Here is an 18667-nt window from a genome sequence, read left to right on the forward strand (position 1 = left end):
AGGGCATTGAATGGAATATATAATTGGATTTTTATCATTTTTACTAGGTATAGCGGCAGGTTACTTTGTTGCTTATGGTAAAGAGAAGGGTAAGAATCGCGCCTTGAAAGAAGATATACAAAACTTAGAAGAGCAAAAGCAGCAGGTTCAGATCAGATTCGCTAAAGAGGTTGAAGAATTAAAGAAAACTAACGTCCTCAACATTGAACTACGAAAGCACAAATACGAAGAGAAGAAGAAACAATTTGCTAAGTTCTTCACACTGCTGGACGAATTTCATGCCAAGAGCAACGAGATTTTCATGCAGCGTTTCGGTCCGATTTACTCAAAGTTCATGGAGAGCTATCTAGTTGGTGAAGACACTATCCAAAATGAAGCTATTGCTGAATTTAATAAGGGTATGATGGCTCTATTTGGTGAGCTCAATCAAGAACACCTGAAACTCACAACAGAAACAAATAGCATACGGCTAATATCATCATCAATGTTAGATAGTCTCTTGGATAAACTTACGGCTAACCTTGGAGAGGCCACCAATACAGCGCAAGAAGTGTTAAGGATGATGGCAAGTCCTGAGTTTTGGGCTGATCAAAGCATATTGTTGCCGCTCCAAGCCAAAGCCGAAGATCAAGGTCGGGCAATCATTTTGATACGTGAAGATATTTGTAAACAAATGAAGCTCGAGCTAGACGAAATATAAACACTAATAAGCGCATGTTGTTCGTCTTTGTGAGATTGGGTCTCTGATCCGCTGCGCTTCACTTCACTAAGGCACCAGATGCGTAAGGAAAAATATGACTCCGATTCTTAAGAAAATTGTGTCTCTATCAGGAGAAGCGCTTAATGCAGAGGATCAGTATCTTTTAGATGCTATTGGTAATAACCAAGCTTATGATGTAGATAGAAGTGGTCTCCTTTATATTAATAACGAGCGGTATTATCAGTTCGTAGTAGCTAAACACCTTTTTAAGACTCTGAACCGAAAAGTTGAAATTGAAAAGGACCTAATTGACCTCGTGGTGCTTTCAAACGAATGTACCCCCAAATACTATGTTGCGGTAGAAATGAAGCGTTGGATGAGTTCAACTGGTAATCCGGAAATTCCAGGAATCAGAAACGACTTCGATAAGCTGAAAGGCAGTAATTCCGAACACGGTCTAATGCTTATATTTTCATCGAACCCTATTGAATCTTCTCTGGGTGAAAATATTCGAATACTCTCCGAGAGAATTGACCGTGATGTAGATCCTAATGGGTGGTTTATTGAGAGCTTTGAAACTGTTGGTATAAATGGAATCAAAAATGTGTTTTGGGTTGCAGGGTATGAGGTACCAAAATACTAACCTGTTGCTCAAACGGGACACCCAAAGTACTTCTTTTGTGTCCCTTAGCTTGATGTTGTTCCGTCACCACTACCAATCGAAAGTTTAATAAATCCATAGGCATAGAAGCCTTGCCACGGGCAAAGCCTTTTTAGTTGGGACAGTTAATCCTCGCTGCTTACAGTGCCAAGAATAACTGTGTCTTTAGGGCTGACCGGGTAGGCTAATAGCGTCGACGTTAGGGCACTAAGCATTTCAAGGTTGGTCAGGGTGATCAAGGACATATGGCTTTCATCATAGCTCTTGATATCCAGATTTTTATTGGTAGAGGCAAACCAGGGCTTGTTGTCGACCAGGGCATCGCGATTACCAAGGTAGATATGGCTTGAACTCGGGTAGTCGTTAAGCTTGGCGACAATATCCAAGTCTCGCTCCTGTAGTGTGGCATCGCTAAGCACCTTATCTACTGCAGAATCTACACTGCTGCTTGGCACTAGGGTTGCGTACCAAGGCGAGAACTTGTCCGCAAAGGTGTGAATGCTAGTGCGGAAATCCGTCATTGGTGCCAGTAAATAGAGGGCACTGTTATCCAGCTCGGTATGCAGATGCGAGGCCGCCACGGCTCCCATGCTAAAACCAATAAGGTGCACTTTTCTCGGTTGTCGCGATTGGATATGTGCTTTTAGGTAGGGAAGGTAGTCAATACCAAAACTAAATCTGTGCGAGGCATTGGCGCTTGGCAAAATGTACACATCGGCACCGCTAATGGTGCTAAGCCAATTGCCATGCATCATGAATATCTTGGGATCAGTACCCCAGCCAGGAAATAGATAGATGATATCCTCGGTGAGCGGCGCTAAGGGAGGATCCTCGGGGTCATAGTTAAAATCCCATAATTGGGTTTTATCATTTATTTTTATCTTGATGCTCAGATGCTGTTTGGCCTCGTGCTGTTGGCTGATTTCTTGATAGCCTTTCGCTTGATAGTACTCTAGGCAAGGTGTGGCGTCGTCAATGCATTGACGATGAAGGTCTATATAATCGTTGAAGGAGTCGTCGACAACGACCTGATCACCAGAAGGTTTAGTAATGTTATGTGCGATAAGGTTGGCACAGCCGCAAAGGTGAAGCAGGGCTAAAGCCACAATTCCATGTTGTAAAATTTTTTTCATCCCTGAATTTCTACCCTGTTGAAACTATTAATAAATCAGCATAAAAAAAGCCTTGCCGCGGGGCAAGGCTTTTCTGGTTGGGATAAATACTGGGTACTTAACTTTGCTGTTTTAGTTCAGGCGTTGGCTTTACCTTAGGGGCCCTGCCAAAGAGTTTACGCAGGCCGCGTTTAAAGTCTTCCAATGCCACATATTGGCAAGGGATCAGCACCAGGGTGATCACTGTGGCGAACAGCACACCGAAGGCCAGCGATACCGCCATGGGGATCACGATTTGTGCCTGCAAGCTGGTTTCCATAATGATGGGTACCAAACCAATAAAGGTGGTGATCGAGGTCAGTAGAATGGCCCTAAAGCGCTTACAACCGGCTTCTACTACCGCCTGTTTAATAGCAATGCCCTGGGCGCGTGCCTTGTTCACATAGTCAACCATCACCAGTGAGTCGTTCACCACCACACCGGCCACGGCGATAATGCCGAAGAAGGACAGGCTGCTCATGGTCATACCCAGGATAACGTGACCGTACACGGCACCGACCACACCAAAGGGGATCACCGACATAATCAGCAGCGGCTGCGAGTAGGAGCGCAGTGGAATGGCCAACAGCGCAAAAATGATCAACAGCGATAAGGCGAGATCACGGCGTTGCTCGGCGACGCTATCCATTTCTTCTTGCACTCGACCGGCGACATTACTCTGCACGCCAGGGTAGTTTTTCAATAGCGCCGGAAGGTACTCATCGCGCACTTGCTTGGCAATTTCAAACGGCTGTGCCTGATTGGTGTCTACGGCAGCCCAGACATTAACCGTACGTTTAGAGTTTTCACGACGTATGCGGTTTACCCCGTCAACCAGGTTGACTGTGGCTATTTCTGCTAAAGGCACTTCCGCACCGGCCGGAGTAATAATGCGCACGTCATTGATTTCGCTGATAGAGTTACGCTCTTCAATGGGGTAGCGGATCATGACTTTGAGCTCTTCGCCATCACGCAGAATACGCTGAGCTTCGAGGCCGTAGAAGCTGAAGTTTACCTGTGAGGCAACATCGGCCAAGGTCAGGCCCAGGCTGTAGGCAATGGGTTTCAGATCCAGCTGTACTTCATCGGTCGCACTTTGCATAGAGTCATTGATATCGCCGACACCATTGAGCGTGGCCAGCTTTTCTTTCAATTTGCCGGCTACTTCTTTCAACTCGGCGGCGTCATTGCCTTCGAGGCGGAAGCTGATATCACCATCATCACGGCCACCACCGCCATTCATAATGCTGTCGTTAATGGTCATTGACTTCATCCCCGGCAGCGGCGGCATATTGTCACGCCACAAGGCACTGAGTGCGAAGGTGTCGATAGGGCGCAGGTGCGGCTCTACCAAGACCATCATTAAGCGTGCGTTGGTGCGCCCTTGCATATTAAGGGAGATATCCTTAACCATGGGCATGCCATATTGTTGCTCGATGACTTTCTCCACGTCCATGACCACACGTTCAACCTTTTTGGCCGTATCCAGGGTTGCTGTTTCCGACGAGGCCAAATTCATCTCAATGTTAATACTTGGGAAGTCATGAGGGATCTTCGGGTTGGCAACAAACTTGATTAAGCCACCGGCGAACAAGCCGGCACTGACGATCAGGATGCCAAAGAAGCCCACGATCACGGTATAGCGATAGTGAATACAGCGCTGCACAGCAGGGCGGTATACTCGCTCGATAAAATACTGTAGGCCGCCGTCAATCTTGTTGCGTAAGCGGTGCAAGGGGTTGCGCGGATTAACAGGGCGGTTCTTCATGGCCGCCAGGTGAGCCGGGAGAATTAATTTGGATTCCACCAGGGAGAACAATAGGCATAGAATAATCACGCCGCCGATGGCTTTAGAGAACGCCGCTCCCGGGCCGCTGGCCAAGGTTTGTGGTAAGAAGGCGGCAATGGTCGTCAATACCCCGAAGGTGGCGGGTACGGCCACGCGTTTTACGCCACGCACCACGTTATCCAGGCTGTGACCATGTTTCTCTATTTCGGCGTGCGCCGACTCACCGACGACGATGGCATCGTCCACCACGATCCCCAGCACCAGAATAAAGGCAAACAGGGAAGCCAGGTTTATGGTGACGTCTAAAAAGCCTACCGGCATCATTAAAAAGGCACCTAGGAAGGAGACGGGTAGACCCATCATCACCCAGAAAGCGAGACGGATACGCAGGAACAAGGCCAACATCAGCATGACCAAGATACCACCCCAAATCATATTCTCGATCATCATGTCGAGACGACCTTCAAGGTAGTATGTGATGTCAATCATGGGGGCCAGTGTGACGCCCTCGGGAAGCTCCGACTTTTTACGCTCTAAATAGGCGTCCATCACATCGGCAACACGGGTGACATCTTGATCTTTTGACGCACGGACTTCAAAAATCAGGGAGTTTTTACCGTTATATTTTGAATATTGCAGGCCTTCTTCAAAGCCATCCTGTATGGTCGCTACATCACCTAAAAATACTTGGGCGCCGTCTTCTAATGTTAATAAAGGAAGGCGTTCAAACTCACCGCCGCGATAGGCTTGTTTTTCCACACGCATGGAAATATAGCCATTATCGGAGCGGATTTGGCCTGCCGACATATTGGCCGAGAAGTTACGAACGGCACTGGCGATATCACGGAACGTCAGGCCATATTCGCGTAGCTTGTCCGGGCTGACCTCAATGCTTATTTCATAATCCAATCCCGAATTAAAATTAACGAGATTGACCTGAGGCAAAGCACGCATCTCATCATGCAGCTTGTTACCAAGCTCCTTGAGATCGTAATTGCTCATATCGCCATACAGGGCGAGGATCATCACCTCTTGAGTAAATTTTTCGCGGCGAATATTAGGGCGCTCCATCTCCGCTGGGAAGCTGGAGATGGAGTCAATCTGCATTTTGACTTCGTCAAGAACTTCTTGCGAGTCATAGTTTTCATCAACCTCAATCCAGCTTTGCGAAAAGCTGCGGTTCGAATAGGTGATAAGGCGTTTTATGCCCTCTAAACCTTGCAGGGACTCCTCAATTTTAATGGTGATCCCTTCTTCCACCTCTTGCGGAGCAGCACCGGGATACACGGCCTGAACACTGAGCCAGTTACTCTCAAATTGAGGGAATGCCTGTTTACGAATAGAAAGCGCACTGAGAATACCGCCTACTATGATGATCACCATCAGCAGGTTGGCGGCTACCGGGTTGCGGGCAAACCAGGCGATCAAGCCTTTTTCTGTGCTTTGCACCATGGCTTAGTCCTCCTTCAGCGCTAATTGCGTGTGCGCCGTTTTAGGCTCTTGCTCGTCTAAGCGCAGTTGCATGCCTTGCGTCGGGTATTCCAGCGCCGAGGTAATAATTTGCTGGCCGCTTTGCAGACCGGCGGTCACAAAGGCCATGCCGTCTTGCTCGCGGATCACTTCAAGGTCGCTAAACATCAGCTTGATTTCATTATCAATGAGGGCGATGCGGTTGTCCTTGATCAAATGGCTGGGGACAATGGCGGCATCACGTACACTTTTACCGACAATGCGGGCATTGGTATAGGCACCAAAGCGCAGTGGGTAAGCCTGCTGATAGGGCTGCTCTACATAGGCCACTAAGTAGGTCATGCGCGAGCGCTTATCGACGACGCCTTCGTTACGCACTATGGAGCCTTGCCAGGTGCGCATTTTACCGGCCACTTCGCTGGTCAGGGTAACCTTGGCACCAATACCACCATCGATCAGGTATTGCAGATCCTGGTTGGCTACCGGTAAACGTACCTTAGCAATGCTGGTGGCATCGATTTGACCCAGCACATTACCTGGGTTCACCACGCTGCCAAGGCTGATTTTCTTCGCCGTGACCAGGGCGTCATATGGGGCGCGAATTGAGGTGCGTTCTAAATTACGTTTGGCGCGTTTAACCTGGGCCTGAGCGGCGCGGAATTTCGCCAGTTTTTCTGCAAGCTGAGGCTTACGTAAATAGAGCTCCGAGGGGATCACCGCATTGGCATTGTCTTTAATGCGTTGCCATTCGGTTTTTGCCACATGGGCCTGTGCCTGTTCTATCTCTAGCGCCGATTGGGCTTGCGCTAAGCCAGCCTGGGCTTCAATAAGGGCCGCTTCATAGTCATTGGGGTCGATGCGAATAAGCTCATCGCCTTGTTTTACAAAGCCACCTTTAACAAACTGTTCGGCGATAGACACCACCTGACCGGACACCTGAGCAACCAGTTCGGTTTGTTCTTGCGCCATAACCTCGCCGTAGGAATGCACTTGCATGGTGACATCGGTCAGGTTGACCGGGGTGACCTCTACCAGTGGGGCTATGTTTTCCTGTTGTTTTTGCTCCGGTGGCTTTTTCATTGCCATAAAGGTGGCGAAAAGTGCCACTGACACTCCCAATACACCAATAGGTAATAGTATTTGTTTTTTGCTGGCCACAATGCAGCTCCCTGTATAGTTCGATGACAGGCTATATGGTAGCGGCAATCATGTTTACAGGTATGTGTAATATGTAACAAAGCATGTAATCTGTTAAAATGGCGACCGCGTTTGTTTTAGGGGTCGAATATGAATTGTCGTTTAGGGTGTGGTGCGTGCTGTATTGCGCCTAGTATTTCCAGCCCCATACCCGGTATGCCCAAGGGTAAGAAAGCAGGGCAACGATGTGTCCAGCTAGACAAAAATAATTTGTGCAAGTTGTTTGGCGACCCGTCGCGGCCGGCGGTGTGTTTACAATTTAAGGCGTGTGAAGACGTGTGTGGCAGCAATAACGCCGAGGCGATGTGGAGAATAACCCAACTTGAGGCGCTTACCTAACTGCAGTAAGCACCGCAAGTGGATGCAGATATTATTGGTTTGTGCCTGGCGGGTAGTTACTGAAAATCTCAGCAACCGACTCGCGAATGACCGCGGTGCGCTCGCTTGGCGTCTGATTTTTCTTCAAACGGCCTTCTTTGGCGGCGCGCCATACCAGTTGGTTAGAAGCGCGGTCGACCACGTCAATCACTAAGGTGCCCACCTGGTACTCGCGGGTGGTGGTTTGCACATTGTAGCCCATGCCCCAGTAATCCCAACGGGCGCTGTAGCCTGTGGTAAAGGTATCGACATCGACCTTCTTCTCTACCGAGGCATGGTAGTTGATCAGCACATCCGCTTGGTCCGCAGCCACCATACTCATGCCCTTGGCGCTAAGCTCATCATTCACCGCTTGTCGAACGCGACGCTCCATTAATTCGCTAATTTGATAATTGTTGGTGGCATTGGTTAGGCTGGCATCGGGAAACCAGGCAAAGGTTTTGTATTGAGCAAAGTTTACCGACTTGTCGTAGTCAAAGTCCGGGCCCGAGGCGCAGGCGCTCAACAGCAAAACCACACCCGCTATAAGTAAATTCTTCATTGACCGCTCCTTTATATCTGGCTACAAGAATCTATGTTTGTCAGTAACATATCATAATCGCTTGGGAAATATACAGAACCTCGGCCCTTTTAAGGGGGCAAATCCCCGAATATGTCATTACTGTGAATTTCAAATAATTTAAAGCTTATTAATATTTTCTATGGTAGTCTAGGAACTGCTTTGAGTTAATGCGTTTAATGTGACGGTTTTGTGCGGCCTACGCTGTAAGTGTGACTAACCTCGTTTAGTCCTGTACCGGACCCTAGCGGTAGCGACACTGGCTCAGGGAGGATAGTGCCTGGTTTCAGGCGAGTAATAGAAATTGACTTACAGGAACACTTTAGTATGTCAGATCAAGTAAACGGTAAAGTAAAGTTTTTTAACGAAGCAAAAGGCTTTGGTTTTATCGAGCAAGAAAATGGCCCAGATGTATTCGTTCACTTCAGCGCGATCAATGGTTCAGGCTTCCGCACTCTAAGCGAAGGCCAACAGGTTTCTTTCGGCATTAAACAAGGCCAGAAAGGACCAGAAGCGGAAAATGTAACTCCGGTTTAATTCCTTATTGACTCTGTCCTAGAGTTAATAATTAGTGGAGCCGTTTCGGCTTCACTTCTTCCCCCTGGCGCCACGCCAACATTATCTAGTCAGCTGTTAAGTCATTAATTAATATAATTACTTTGATATATCACTGATCTTCAATTATTATTTTATTTCCACATTTAAAGTATATAAGAGATCACAGTGAGAGAAATCAGAGCATTTGCCAAATCGGCATCTATTAATGAGTTGGAAAAAGCAATTAATATTCTGAACACTGCGCTCGATAATCAGCAACAGCAAGAAAAAGCGAAACAGGAAGTTCTACAACTGATGAAGGAAAAAGGGCTCAGTGTGGAAGATATTGTTGATGTGACCCAGGACAAGCGTACTAAGGTAGAGCCTAAGTATCGTCGCGAGTTTGAAGGAAAGATGGTGGAGTGGTCCGGCCGTGGTAAACGCCCTAAAGCGTTTCAGGATGTAGACCTCACTAAATACCTCGCGAAATAACCGTAAACCCAAAGGTCCAGCAATGGACCTTTCCTTTTTTGGGTGTCAGCAGTGTATACACTCAGAGACTATCAACAACAAGCCGTCGACAATACCCTAGCGCATTTTCGTAAATCACAGCGCTCGGCCGTTATTGTTTTGCCCACCGGTGCAGGTAAAAGCCTGGTCATTGCCGAGCTGGCCCGATTAGCCCGTTATCCCATCCTGGTATTGACTCACGTTAAAGAGTTGGTTGAACAAAACGCTAATAAATTTCGTGACATGGGTTTAACACCGGGTATTTTCTCTGCGGGTTTAAATGATAAAAACTTAAACGAGCAGGTCACGTTTGCCAGTATTCAATCATTGGCTCGTAGTATAGATAAGTTACAGCGCCACTATTCTTTAGTGATCATCGATGAGTGCCACCGCGTCAGCACAGAGCAGACCAGTCAATATGCCCAGGTTATATCCGCACTGCAGAAAATAAACCCACAGCTTAAAGTACTGGGTTTGACCGCGACGCCATACCGGCTTGGCAGTGGCTGGGTATATCATCGTCATTACCATGGATTTGTTCGTGGCCCAAGTGATGCGCCATTTGGCGATTGTATTTACGAGTTGCCGCTGCGTTATTTAATCAATAAGGGTTATCTAACACCGCCACGTATTGTTGATGCGGCGGTGCAGCATTATGACTTTTCCGCCTTGCTATATGGCGCTACACCGCCCAGTGAAGGGGATCTAAATGCCTTGTTGCAACAGAGTACGCGTGCCACCAAGGCCATTATCTCGGACGTGATAGCACAAAGTGATAACCGGCGCGGGGTGATGATTTTTGCCGCCACCGTTGCCCATGCCGAAGAAATTTACCGTTATTTACCATCCGGTCAGGCCCATATTATCGTTGGCGCAACGCCTGCGGCAGAGCGCGATGACCTCATCGCCCGCTTTAAGCGACAGGAGTTTAAATATCTGGTGAATGTTTCTGTTTTAACTACAGGGTTTGACGCTCCCCATGTTGATTTTATTGCCTTGTTACGACCGACGGAGTCGGTCAGCCTGTATCAGCAGATTATTGGCCGTGGGCTTCGTTTATGTGCCGATAAGCAGGAATGCTTGGTAATAGACTATGCCGGTAACGGCTTTGATATTCATCACCCCGAGGTGGGGATGCAGCGTCCGGACCCAAATTGTGAGCCGGTGCAGGTGCTTTGCCCCGGCTGTGGTTTTGCCAACGTGTTTTGGGGGAAAAAGGATGCGGCGGGTCAGGTTATTGAGCATTACGGCCGCCGTTGTCAGGGGTTATTGGACGATGGCGAAGAGCAGCAACAATGCGATTACCGTTTTAAATTTAAAGAATGTCCCCAGTGTTTTAGCGAAAATGATATTGCCGCGCGCAGATGCCATAGCTGTGAGCATCAGTTGGTGGACCCGGATGATAAGCTGCGTCAGGCGCTAAACCTGAAAGACGCCCTGGTGCTGCGTTGCAGCGGTTTAAGCTGTGAGCAAACAGCGCAGGGTAAGCTTAAGCTTACCTATTATGATGAGGACGGAGCCGAGGTATCGGAAGTGTACGACCTTGCAAATGCCAAGGTGTTGGCCTTGTTCAATTGCCAATACGGTAAGCGTCATAATGCACCTGGCGTTAATCAGTGGCGCAGTAGCGAGCAGGTTGTGGCACTGCAACAGCATTTGGGTTGGCCAGATTTTGTGATCGCCCGTAAGTCGAAAAAATACGGTTGGCAGGTCAGTGAGAAACTGTTTGATTATCAGGGAAGTTATCGCAAAGCCTATAGTCGTTGATAGGCTTTGCGCTTAACGTTAGGGGCGCTATTATTCGGCGCTGCTTTCGTCCAGCAGGCCCCAGCCATCGCCATAGCCGTTATGTTTGTCGGCCAGGCTTTCTAAATAGGCTTCCATGTTATTGATAAGCTCATACTCGGGCACCATGGTAATGCTGGCCTTCACTTCGAACACACCGGTATCCGGGCAGGTACTGAGGCTGGCTTTTGGCGCGACCTCGGCATGGGCCAGGGCATCGATAAAACCTTGTGCATGCGCTTGTTGTTCAAACAACAAAAAGAAATCGACGCTGTGCAGTTGCGTCAAGTCGACGCCTTGCTCGTGCATTTGTTGCAAAATTTGGCCTGTGTCGTCGTCTGGAAAGTGCATCGTTTATCTCATGTAAGCGTTAATCTTACGATTGTCTAATATCTTACTAAAAATAAAAAGCCACTTGAGTGAAATTTTTCGTCGTCATTAGTGATTGGCTCAGGCCAGCGGTGATAAACTTAAGTATTAAGAGCGTTTGTTGATCTTTATAGCCTCTGTGGGCTAACGCCCCAAGCAAACAGGCTCGAGTTTTGAAATACAATTCAATAAGGCTGGCACAGGCGGTGGAAAAGTGATTGAAATGGAGACACAGTAAGTTGAAGTTAACCCTACTAACAAGCCTGCTCTTGGTGCTGAGCCTGTGCTCATTCGACTCCTATGGCGCATGGGGCTCTGAGCCTGGCAAGTTCCCGCAAGGAAGGATCATTTCCGGCTACAGCATTGAGGGTATCGAGGGGGAGCTGGAGAAAAACGTCGCCCTGTATTTACAACAGCTCAGTGGCGAGCAGCCAACGCGGCAATTGCAGCGTTATGCGACCGACCAGGTGTTACTGAGTATGCGAGCCCTGGGTTATTATCATGCCGAAGTTGACTTGCGCCTCGAAGACAACAGCGCCGAGCCCAAGGTGCTTGCCAAGATCACTGCGGGGCAGGCAACACGTATCGAAAGCCTGGAGTACCGATTACTTGGTCCTGGAGAGCAAGACAAAGAGTTGACGCAGGTGCTGGCGCAGTTGCCACTTAAACGCGGCGACATCATCAATCATGGTCATTATGATGCGGCCAAAAGTACTATCGATAAGCAACTGCTTGAACTTGGTTACTTTGATGCCAAGTGGCAAGAGGCGCGCTTGGCAATCGATCGAGGTCACTACAGCGCCGAGATCAGTTTGGTGATGAGCACAGGTCAGCGCTATCGCTTTGGCCCCTTGAATATCGCTACCGACACTCCTGCGAGCGCATACATCCATTCTCTGGCCGAGTTCGAGCCGGGGCAAGCTTATAACGCCACTAAGGTGAGCAACTTTAACCTGGCATTGTCGCAGACCCCTTATTTCAGCAGTGTGCGCGTCTATGCCGACATTGCCAAACGCAGCGCACAGGAAGTGCCTATTCGCGTTGAGGTGCTGCATAAGCCACAGGACAGCTTTGAGGTCGGCGGCGGCTACTCAACAGACTTGGGCCCAAAGGTACGCTTTAAGTGGTCGCGTCCCTGGATAGGCGCGCAAGGGCATTATTTGGAAAGTAACCTCAATGTGTCCGAGCGTCAGCAGGATATAAGCCTTTCCTACACCATACCGGTCGCCGATCCGGTCGATGATATTTGGCGTTTTAGCCTTGGTTATAAGCTTGAGGATAATATAGATACAGATATCTTCTCAAAGACTCTGACCGGTCTGGTACAGCGGCAATGGAAAATTGAAGAAGATTGGATCCGCACCGTATTTCTCCGTCGTGAATATGAAGAATTTCGCATTGGCGAGGAAGAGAAAAGCACGGCCATGTTGCTACCCGGCGTCAGCTATGCGCGCAAGCGTTCAAAAGGGGGCACCACGCCCTATTGGGGGCGGCAATGGTTGATCAGTACCGAGGTTGGCGCCGATTCTCTGGCCTCGTCCACGGATATCATTCGCGTGCAGCTACAGTATGCCTGGTTAAATACCTATTGGCAGCGCCATTTGTTCTTTAGTCGCGTAAATATAGGTGCCATGTACGTCGATGACATCGGTGATGTGCCGGTATCACTGCGCTTTTTCGCCGGTGGCGATCAAAGCATACGCGGATTTAAATACGAGTCTATTTCACCCGAGGTCGATGGCGCCAAAGTGGGGGGCAAATACCTAGTGACTGGCACCTTGGAATACAATTACCAGTTTGCCAGTAACTGGCGCAGCGCCTTGTTTGTTGATGCCGGTACCGCCACTAACGACTTTTCCGAAAAGCTCTCTGTTGGTGTGGGTTTTGGCGTGCGTTATCTTACACCCGTGGGGCCTATTCGCATTGATCATGCCTGGGCGTTATCAACCCCTGGCAATACAACCCGACTCAGCATTACCGTGGGGCCCGAACTATGAAGCGCATTCTTCTTTTAAGCGTCAAAGTGATTGCCGCCATCCTTATTACTCTGGTCCTCTTGGTGGCCTTGTTACTTTTTACCGGGTTTGGTAACCGTGCTGTCGTGGCCTTGGCTAACAACCTGGTATCAGGACTTAATATCGAGCTGCATCAAGGCCGTTTGCTTGCCAATGGTCCCTTCGATTTACAATACCAAAGCGACGGCCTATCCCTGGATGTCGAGCATGTGCAGCTTGATATACGCGTGCTCGGTTGTGGCGGCGTGTGTATCGATAATGTCGCGGCGAAGCGCCTCAGCGTGCAAAGCGCTAGTGCCGACTCCGAGCAAGAGCCACAGCTAAGCCCGAACGCCGACATCGGCAGCGACGGCCAGCAAGCGGATGCGAACGCCTCTGGCCCTCTGCTGCAGTTCCAGTTGCCGAATATTGACGTTAAACGCCTGGCGCTCGCCGAGGCGGATATCGCGGTGGCGGGGCAAAAAATCAACGTGCGCGACCTGAGTGCCGGCCTTAGTGCCCAAGGTAAGCGCGTTAATATCAAGCCCTTTAAGGTCAATGAACTGAGGGTTGAATTGGCTCCAGCGCAGCAACAGCCAGAGCGGGGGCCCCTGATGCAATTGCCGCCGCTGACCGACATCGATTTTGATCTTGGCCTGCACATCCGTATTCAGAACCTTGCCCTCAACAATGCGACACTGGTACAAGGGGCAAGCGAGCATAGGCTCAGCAACTTGCAGCTCAATGCGGCGCTGCTTGGTAGCAAGCTGTCGCTGGAGCAACTGGATGTAAGCTATGCCTTACCACCTGAGCTGGTGGCCGGGCTGCCGCAGCAGCAGGGCGGCACCACGGACGCACAGCAGCTGCATGCGGCGCTAAAGGGTGATGTGGCCTTATCTGGCAATAATCCATTGCAGTTAACGCTGCAGTTGGAAGCTCTTGGGGAGCGCAGCAAGCTTGATTTAAGCGGGAGCCTCAGCGAGTTGCAATTGGCGCTGGCAAACCAGGGTCAATATCCATTGACGCTGAGCGCCACTGCCAAGTTACGGCAAACCAACTGGCCCTTTATGCTGCAAGCACAACAACATCAATGGCAGCTTCCGCTGGGTTCATCGACAGGCGCTGAAGTGTTGCAATTACACCAAAGCGATATTCGTGTAGAGGGTAATATTGATGATTATCAAGTCAACATAAACTTGCAATCGCAGTTGGCAGACTACCCCGAGTTACACAGTCAAATGAACGCCAAGGGGACCTTAAGTTCTTTGCAGGTCGCGTCATTGCAATTGCTCGCTGGCGACAGCCGAGCCGAGGTAAAAACCGAGCTGAATTGGCGCGATGGCCTAAGTGCTAACTTTAATGCCGAGCTGGTAAATCTGCATAGCGAATACCTTATCGATACGGTGCGCAGTGATGTGTCTGGCAAGGTAGCCGGCACTTTCGTGCTGGACCCCACAGGTCGCTGGCAGTTGGCTGTAGCACCGTCGACCTTAGACGGCACAGTCAATGATATGGCGCTGCAACTGCAGGCCGACCTGGATCTTGATAGCTCACTGCACGGGGTCGTGCGCCAGTTGCGTTTGCGTCAGGGTCAGAACAGCTTAAACCTCAGTGGAGAAATAGACGAGCAGTGGCGCCTAGACGGGGTGCTGGCATTATCCGCCGATACCCCCCTGTTGCCCGGATACACGGCAGCAGGTCAAGCCCAGTTGCAGCTTCGTGGCCAGCGTTTAACACCGAAAATAAAACTCGACGCGCAATTGGCGCAGGTGCAAGGTGCCGGCGTTAGTGTGGACACCCTCAACCTGGATGTTGAAAGTGAATATCACGACGCACTTCAATACGATATTTCTGCCCAGTTATCCGGTATTAAAGCCGGCGCCCAACACCTGGATAGCCTTGCCTTACAATCCCGAGGCAGTGACAAGGTGCAACAAACATCTTTGCTTATTGATTCGCCTTTGGCACAACTGCAAAGCGCGTTTGTCAGTGAGCTGTCATCGTCACAGCAAGAGTTAAAGGTGCAACTGGAACAATTCGATATAGCGCTGCAGGAGCACCAGGTGGCTTTATCCGCACCAACGAGCGTGCATCTGGATTTGGCCAAGCAGGCGCTGCGCTCGGAGCGTTTATGTTTGGGCGGCGATGCCGTGGACCTGTGTGTTGAACCCGCCACCATAGATCCGTTGCAGGGTGAAGTTAAGGCCACACTGACGCATTTTTATCTCCAGGCGCTCAAGCCATTTCTTGGGCCAAAAGCCGCTTTGGCAGGTGTGGCCAAGGGCCATGCCCAGTTTAATTGGCGCAGCGGCGAGGCGCCGAACATAGATGTGCAATTGCATACCGAACAATTACAGGCGAGCTACCTGCACCAGCAGCAGCAACATAGTTATCCCGTTGAAACCTTAGCCCTGTATTTGCATAGCGACATTAACCAGGCACAAGCCCAGTTACAGCTGGAGTCCTCTATTTTGGGTAACCTCAACGCCGATGTGAAGGTCACCGACGTTATGGCGGCGCAGCACCTCAACGGTCAGCTGCAAGTGGATGCCGTCCAGCTGACAAAGTTTGCATCGCTGGTGCCCCAGATAAAGAATCTTGCGGGGGATATCAGCGCCGACTTACGTTTTTCCGGCAATATCACTGAACCCAAGGTGCACGGCCAACTGAATGCACAAAAGCTAGCGCTGGAAGGGGATACCTTACCCCTGTCCCTGGCCGACTCACGCTTGAGCGTGCAACTAGCCGGGGAGCAAATCAGTGTCTCCGGTCAATTAGCCAATGTGGATGGTGGTGAGTTGAACGTAAGCGGCGAAGGGCTTTGGCTTGGTGAGCAGCCGCAGTTGACGGTGAAAGTCCAGGGGCAGCGCTTTGTGCTTATCCCGGATCAGGGCATTATGATTGCGCTTTCTCCAGATCTTAATATTGATGTGAGTGCGAGCCAGGTGAAGCTGGATGGCAGCATTGATCTTCCTTACGGGCGCATCAAAATCAAAGAGCTGCCCCAGGGCGCGGTCAAGGTCAGTGATGACGAAATCATTGTTGATGCGCCGGTACAGGAGCCCACCGTACCATTTATGTATGACGTTGATTTAAAAGTAAATATTAAAGATGATGTGTATGTCGACTCGTTCGGTTTGAAGTCCTACATTAAGGGCGACCTTAGCATCACCGCCAACAACGAGAGCCACCCGCTGGCAGTGGGCGAGTTGACCCTGGTCGATGGTAAGTACCGCGCATTTGGTCAAGACTTGCTGATCCGCACAGGACAAATAGGCTTTAGCGGCGCCCTAGATAAGCCCTATATTAATGTGCGCGCCATTCGTAACCCGGATAACACCGCCAATGGTGTGGTGGCGGGCATTGAACTGGCCGGCAGCGTCGAGCAACCGCAGCTGCATGTGTTTTCCGAGCCGGCCATGGACCGCTCACAGGCTTTGTCCTACGTGCTTAATGGACAACCGCTAGGCGATGGTGATGCCAATACCGATGCCTTGCTTACACGCATGCTCTTGGCGCAGGGTACCAATCGCGGGGAAGGCCTGGTGTCGCGTATCGGTGAGTCAATCGGATTGAGTGATGTGACACTTAACTCCAGCGGCAGCGGCGATGATACCAAGGTGGAAATCGCCGGTTATATAGCTCCGGGGATCCAGGTTAAATACAGTGTCGGCGTGTTTGAGTCCATCTCCGAGGTGGCGGTGCGCTACCAGGTGTTACAAAGACTGTATATCGAGGTGACCAGCGGTTTGTATGATACGTTGGATATTCTCTATCGCTTCGATATCGACTAAATCATAAGGGAAATAATAATGATAAAAAAATCCTTAGCCTTGCTAACGGCCGGCTTGTTGAGCGCGCAAATGACTGGTCCATTGATCCCCAAGGCCTACGCCTTTAACCCGGCTAAACCAGTTTTGCAATCGCCCGCAGAGATCATGGCCGCAGCCGAGCCCTCCGATTGGCGCCAGGTGGATAGTAATAATCTGATGATCCTCACCCTGCAAAGCGGCGTCGTCTACCTCGAGGTGAACCCTTTGTTGGCGCCTAAGCATGTGCTCAGACTGCGTGAGTTAGCGAAATCGGGTTTCTATAAAGGCCTAAGCATGTATCGCTTTGTCGAAGGCTTTGTTGCCCAGGGTGGAGCGGGTGAGCAAGAAACGGATATTGCGCCGCTGCAACAAGAGTTTGTGTGGCACAGTGAGCAGCCTTTGCAGCTAGATCTTAAGGTGAACGACAACGACGGCTATGCGCCGCGCAGTGGCTTTATTAATGGCTTTGCCGTAGGTCAAAATAAGGCGGGCACGCAAACCTGGCAGCTTCATTGTATGGGTGCCTTAGGTATGGCGCGAGGGAATGGCGTAGACAGCGCCACCAGTGAGTTTTATGTGGTGATTGGCCATGCACCGCGCTACCTGGATAAAAACATCACGGTATTCGGTCGCGTTCTCAGTGGCATGGAGCACCTGCAGCGCTTACAACGCCCTGGGAGCACGCAAACGCCGTTTAACCCTATCTTAGATCTGCAATTTGCCGATCAATTAGCACCAGAGCAGCAACCCAGCATTCGGGTGATGCGCACCGACTCGGCGCGTTTTAAGGCGCTGGTGGCGGCCCGCAAGAACCGCCTTGTGGCCACCCCGAATTACATCGATACCTGCGCCATGGTGGTGCCCAGTGTTATTGACGATTAATCCGCAGGCTAAAGGGAATATGCTGCTGATGCGTTGAGCGATAGGGGTTGATGTCCAAGCCGCCGCGACGGGTGTAGCGGGCATAAACCTCAAGCTCTTGCGGTTTGGCCAGCGCCATTATATCGCTAAAAATACGCTCTACGCATTGCTCATGGAATTCGTTGTGGGAGCGAAATGATACCAGGTAGCGCAGCAGTGATTCATGGCATAGCTGTGGCCCCTTGTAACGGATCACCACACTGGCCCAGTCAGGTTGCGAGGTGATCAGGCAGTTCGACTTGAGCAGATGGCTATACAGGGTTTGCTCAACCGGTTCGCTATTAGTTGCAAGCTGTAACAGCGCCGGATCGAGGTCGAAGGTGTCTATCTCTATATCCAACTCGTCGATACAGAATCCCGGGAGTGCCGTGGCGGCAAACTGCGACGTATCGTCTGGTCCGTACAAGGTCACCTTGACCGGGGTTTGCACCGCCTTGCTCAGATCCGCTTCGAGGATCTCCCTTACCTTGTCCATGCTCTCAAAGCGCGTCTGATTAAAGCTGTTCAAATATAGCTTAAACGATTTGGACTCGATAATGCTGGGGCTTTGGCAGGGAAACACAAATTCCGCTACCGCTACTTGCGGTTTGCCCTTGCCATTGAGCCAGGAAAGCTCATAGCCGGTCCACAGATCTTCGCCTTGAAATGGCAACGCCTGCTCATCAATGCCCAGGTCGTCGCGGTTAAGCTTACGGGCGATGGGGTAGAGCAGACTCGCGTCGTAGGAGTCTTTGTATTCAGTGGTTTTACCCAGCAGGCTGGCCTGCAGCTCAGGGGCGTTACGGTAATCTGTCATGATGCCATAAATCTAGTTACAATGGCGTCATTATAACG

Annotated in this window: 15 protein-coding genes; 9 read left to right on the forward strand and 6 right to left on the reverse strand. The window is 50.2% G+C overall.

Features of this window, described 5'->3' with window-relative positions:
* Positions 1-10 precede the first annotated feature (10 nt).
* A complete protein-coding gene (locus KD147_RS12570; protein ID WP_212548095.1) occupies positions 11-700 on the forward strand; it encodes a hypothetical protein in 690 nt (229 codons plus the stop codon).
* Positions 701-794: 94 nt separating this feature from the next.
* The gene (locus tag KD147_RS12575; RefSeq protein WP_212548096.1) at positions 795-1343 is read left to right on the forward strand and encodes a hypothetical protein; all 549 of its coding nucleotides are present in this window, start codon (positions 795-797) and stop codon (positions 1341-1343) included.
* Positions 1344-1486: 143 nt separating this feature from the next.
* Here the strand turns inward: KD147_RS12575 and KD147_RS12580 are convergent, their stop codons facing one another.
* The 3 genes from KD147_RS12580 to KD147_RS12590 all read right to left on the reverse strand — a co-directional run bounded on the left by KD147_RS12580 (position 1487) and on the right by KD147_RS12590 (position 6929).
* Positions 1487-2494 carry a hypothetical protein gene (locus tag KD147_RS12580; RefSeq protein WP_212548097.1) on the reverse strand — a complete coding sequence of 336 codons (1008 nt, stop codon included), beginning with the start codon at positions 2492-2494 and terminating at the stop codon, positions 1487-1489.
* A gap of 97 nt (positions 2495-2591) precedes the next feature.
* The gene (locus KD147_RS12585) at positions 2592-5753 is read right to left on the reverse strand and encodes an efflux RND transporter permease subunit (RefSeq protein ID WP_249319263.1); all 3162 of its coding nucleotides are present in this window, start codon (positions 5751-5753) and stop codon (positions 2592-2594) included.
* Positions 5754-5756: 3 nt separating this feature from the next.
* Positions 5757-6929, reverse strand: coding sequence for an efflux RND transporter periplasmic adaptor subunit (locus KD147_RS12590; protein ID WP_212548098.1), 1173 nt, complete (start codon positions 6927-6929; stop codon positions 5757-5759).
* Positions 6930-7058: 129 nt separating this feature from the next.
* Here KD147_RS12590 and KD147_RS12595 point away from each other — a divergent pair, with 129 nt between their 5' ends.
* Positions 7059-7307, forward strand: a complete 249-nt coding sequence (locus tag KD147_RS12595; protein ID WP_105255111.1) for a YkgJ family cysteine cluster protein — start codon at positions 7059-7061, stop codon at positions 7305-7307.
* Between the two features lie 31 nt (positions 7308-7338).
* Here the strand turns inward: KD147_RS12595 and KD147_RS12600 are convergent, their stop codons facing one another.
* Complete coding sequence (locus KD147_RS12600; protein WP_212548099.1) at positions 7339-7887, reverse strand: DUF4136 domain-containing protein; 549 nt, start codon at positions 7885-7887, stop codon at positions 7339-7341.
* 345 nt (positions 7888-8232) lie between these two features.
* Here KD147_RS12600 and KD147_RS12605 point away from each other — a divergent pair, with 345 nt between their 5' ends.
* The 3 genes from KD147_RS12605 (at position 8233) to radD (ending at position 10719) form a co-directional block, all read left to right on the forward strand.
* Entirely contained in the window at positions 8233-8442 is a 210-nt protein-coding gene (locus KD147_RS12605) for a cold-shock protein (RefSeq protein WP_105190342.1), read from the forward strand.
* Positions 8443-8628: 186 nt separating this feature from the next.
* Positions 8629-8934, forward strand: a complete 306-nt coding sequence (locus tag KD147_RS12610; protein WP_105190341.1) for an H-NS family histone-like protein — start codon at positions 8629-8631, stop codon at positions 8932-8934.
* A gap of 51 nt (positions 8935-8985) precedes the next feature.
* Positions 8986-10719 carry a DNA repair helicase RadD gene (radD, locus tag KD147_RS12615; RefSeq protein WP_349304698.1) on the forward strand — a complete coding sequence of 578 codons (1734 nt, stop codon included), beginning with the start codon at positions 8986-8988 and terminating at the stop codon, positions 10717-10719.
* Positions 10720-10749: 30 nt separating this feature from the next.
* Here radD and KD147_RS12620 read toward each other — a convergent pair whose 3' ends face one another.
* The gene (locus KD147_RS12620) at positions 10750-11088 is read right to left on the reverse strand and encodes a ribonuclease E inhibitor RraB (protein WP_105255114.1); all 339 of its coding nucleotides are present in this window, start codon (positions 11086-11088) and stop codon (positions 10750-10752) included.
* Between the two features lie 257 nt (positions 11089-11345).
* Here KD147_RS12620 and KD147_RS12625 point away from each other — a divergent pair, with 257 nt between their 5' ends.
* From KD147_RS12625 to KD147_RS12635, 3 genes are read left to right on the forward strand one after another with little or no spacing between them, the layout of a single operon-like run.
* Positions 11346-13103 (forward strand): autotransporter assembly complex protein TamA, encoded by a 1758-nt coding sequence (locus KD147_RS12625; protein ID WP_212548101.1) that lies wholly within the window; start codon positions 11346-11348, stop codon positions 13101-13103.
* Positions 13100-16894: an autotransporter assembly complex protein TamB gene (gene tamB, locus KD147_RS12630; protein WP_212548102.1), complete on the forward strand. Its 3795-nt coding sequence runs from the start codon at positions 13100-13102 to the stop codon at positions 16892-16894. The genes KD147_RS12625 and tamB overlap by 4 nt, the downstream gene beginning before the upstream one ends.
* Positions 16895-16912: 18 nt before the next feature.
* Complete coding sequence (locus tag KD147_RS12635) at positions 16913-17794, forward strand: peptidylprolyl isomerase (RefSeq protein WP_212548103.1); 882 nt, start codon at positions 16913-16915, stop codon at positions 17792-17794.
* Here the strand turns inward: KD147_RS12635 and queF are convergent.
* Positions 17781-18629: an NADPH-dependent 7-cyano-7-deazaguanine reductase QueF gene (queF, locus tag KD147_RS12640; protein WP_212548104.1), complete on the reverse strand. Its 849-nt coding sequence runs from the start codon at positions 18627-18629 to the stop codon at positions 17781-17783. The genes KD147_RS12635 and queF overlap by 14 nt on opposite strands.
* Positions 18630-18667 lie beyond the last annotated feature (38 nt).

Origin of the sequence: Pseudoalteromonas sp. BDTF-M6, from assembly GCF_018334135.1 — a bacterium.
In the GTDB taxonomy this organism is placed as follows: Bacteria; Pseudomonadota; Gammaproteobacteria; order Enterobacterales; family Alteromonadaceae; genus Pseudoalteromonas.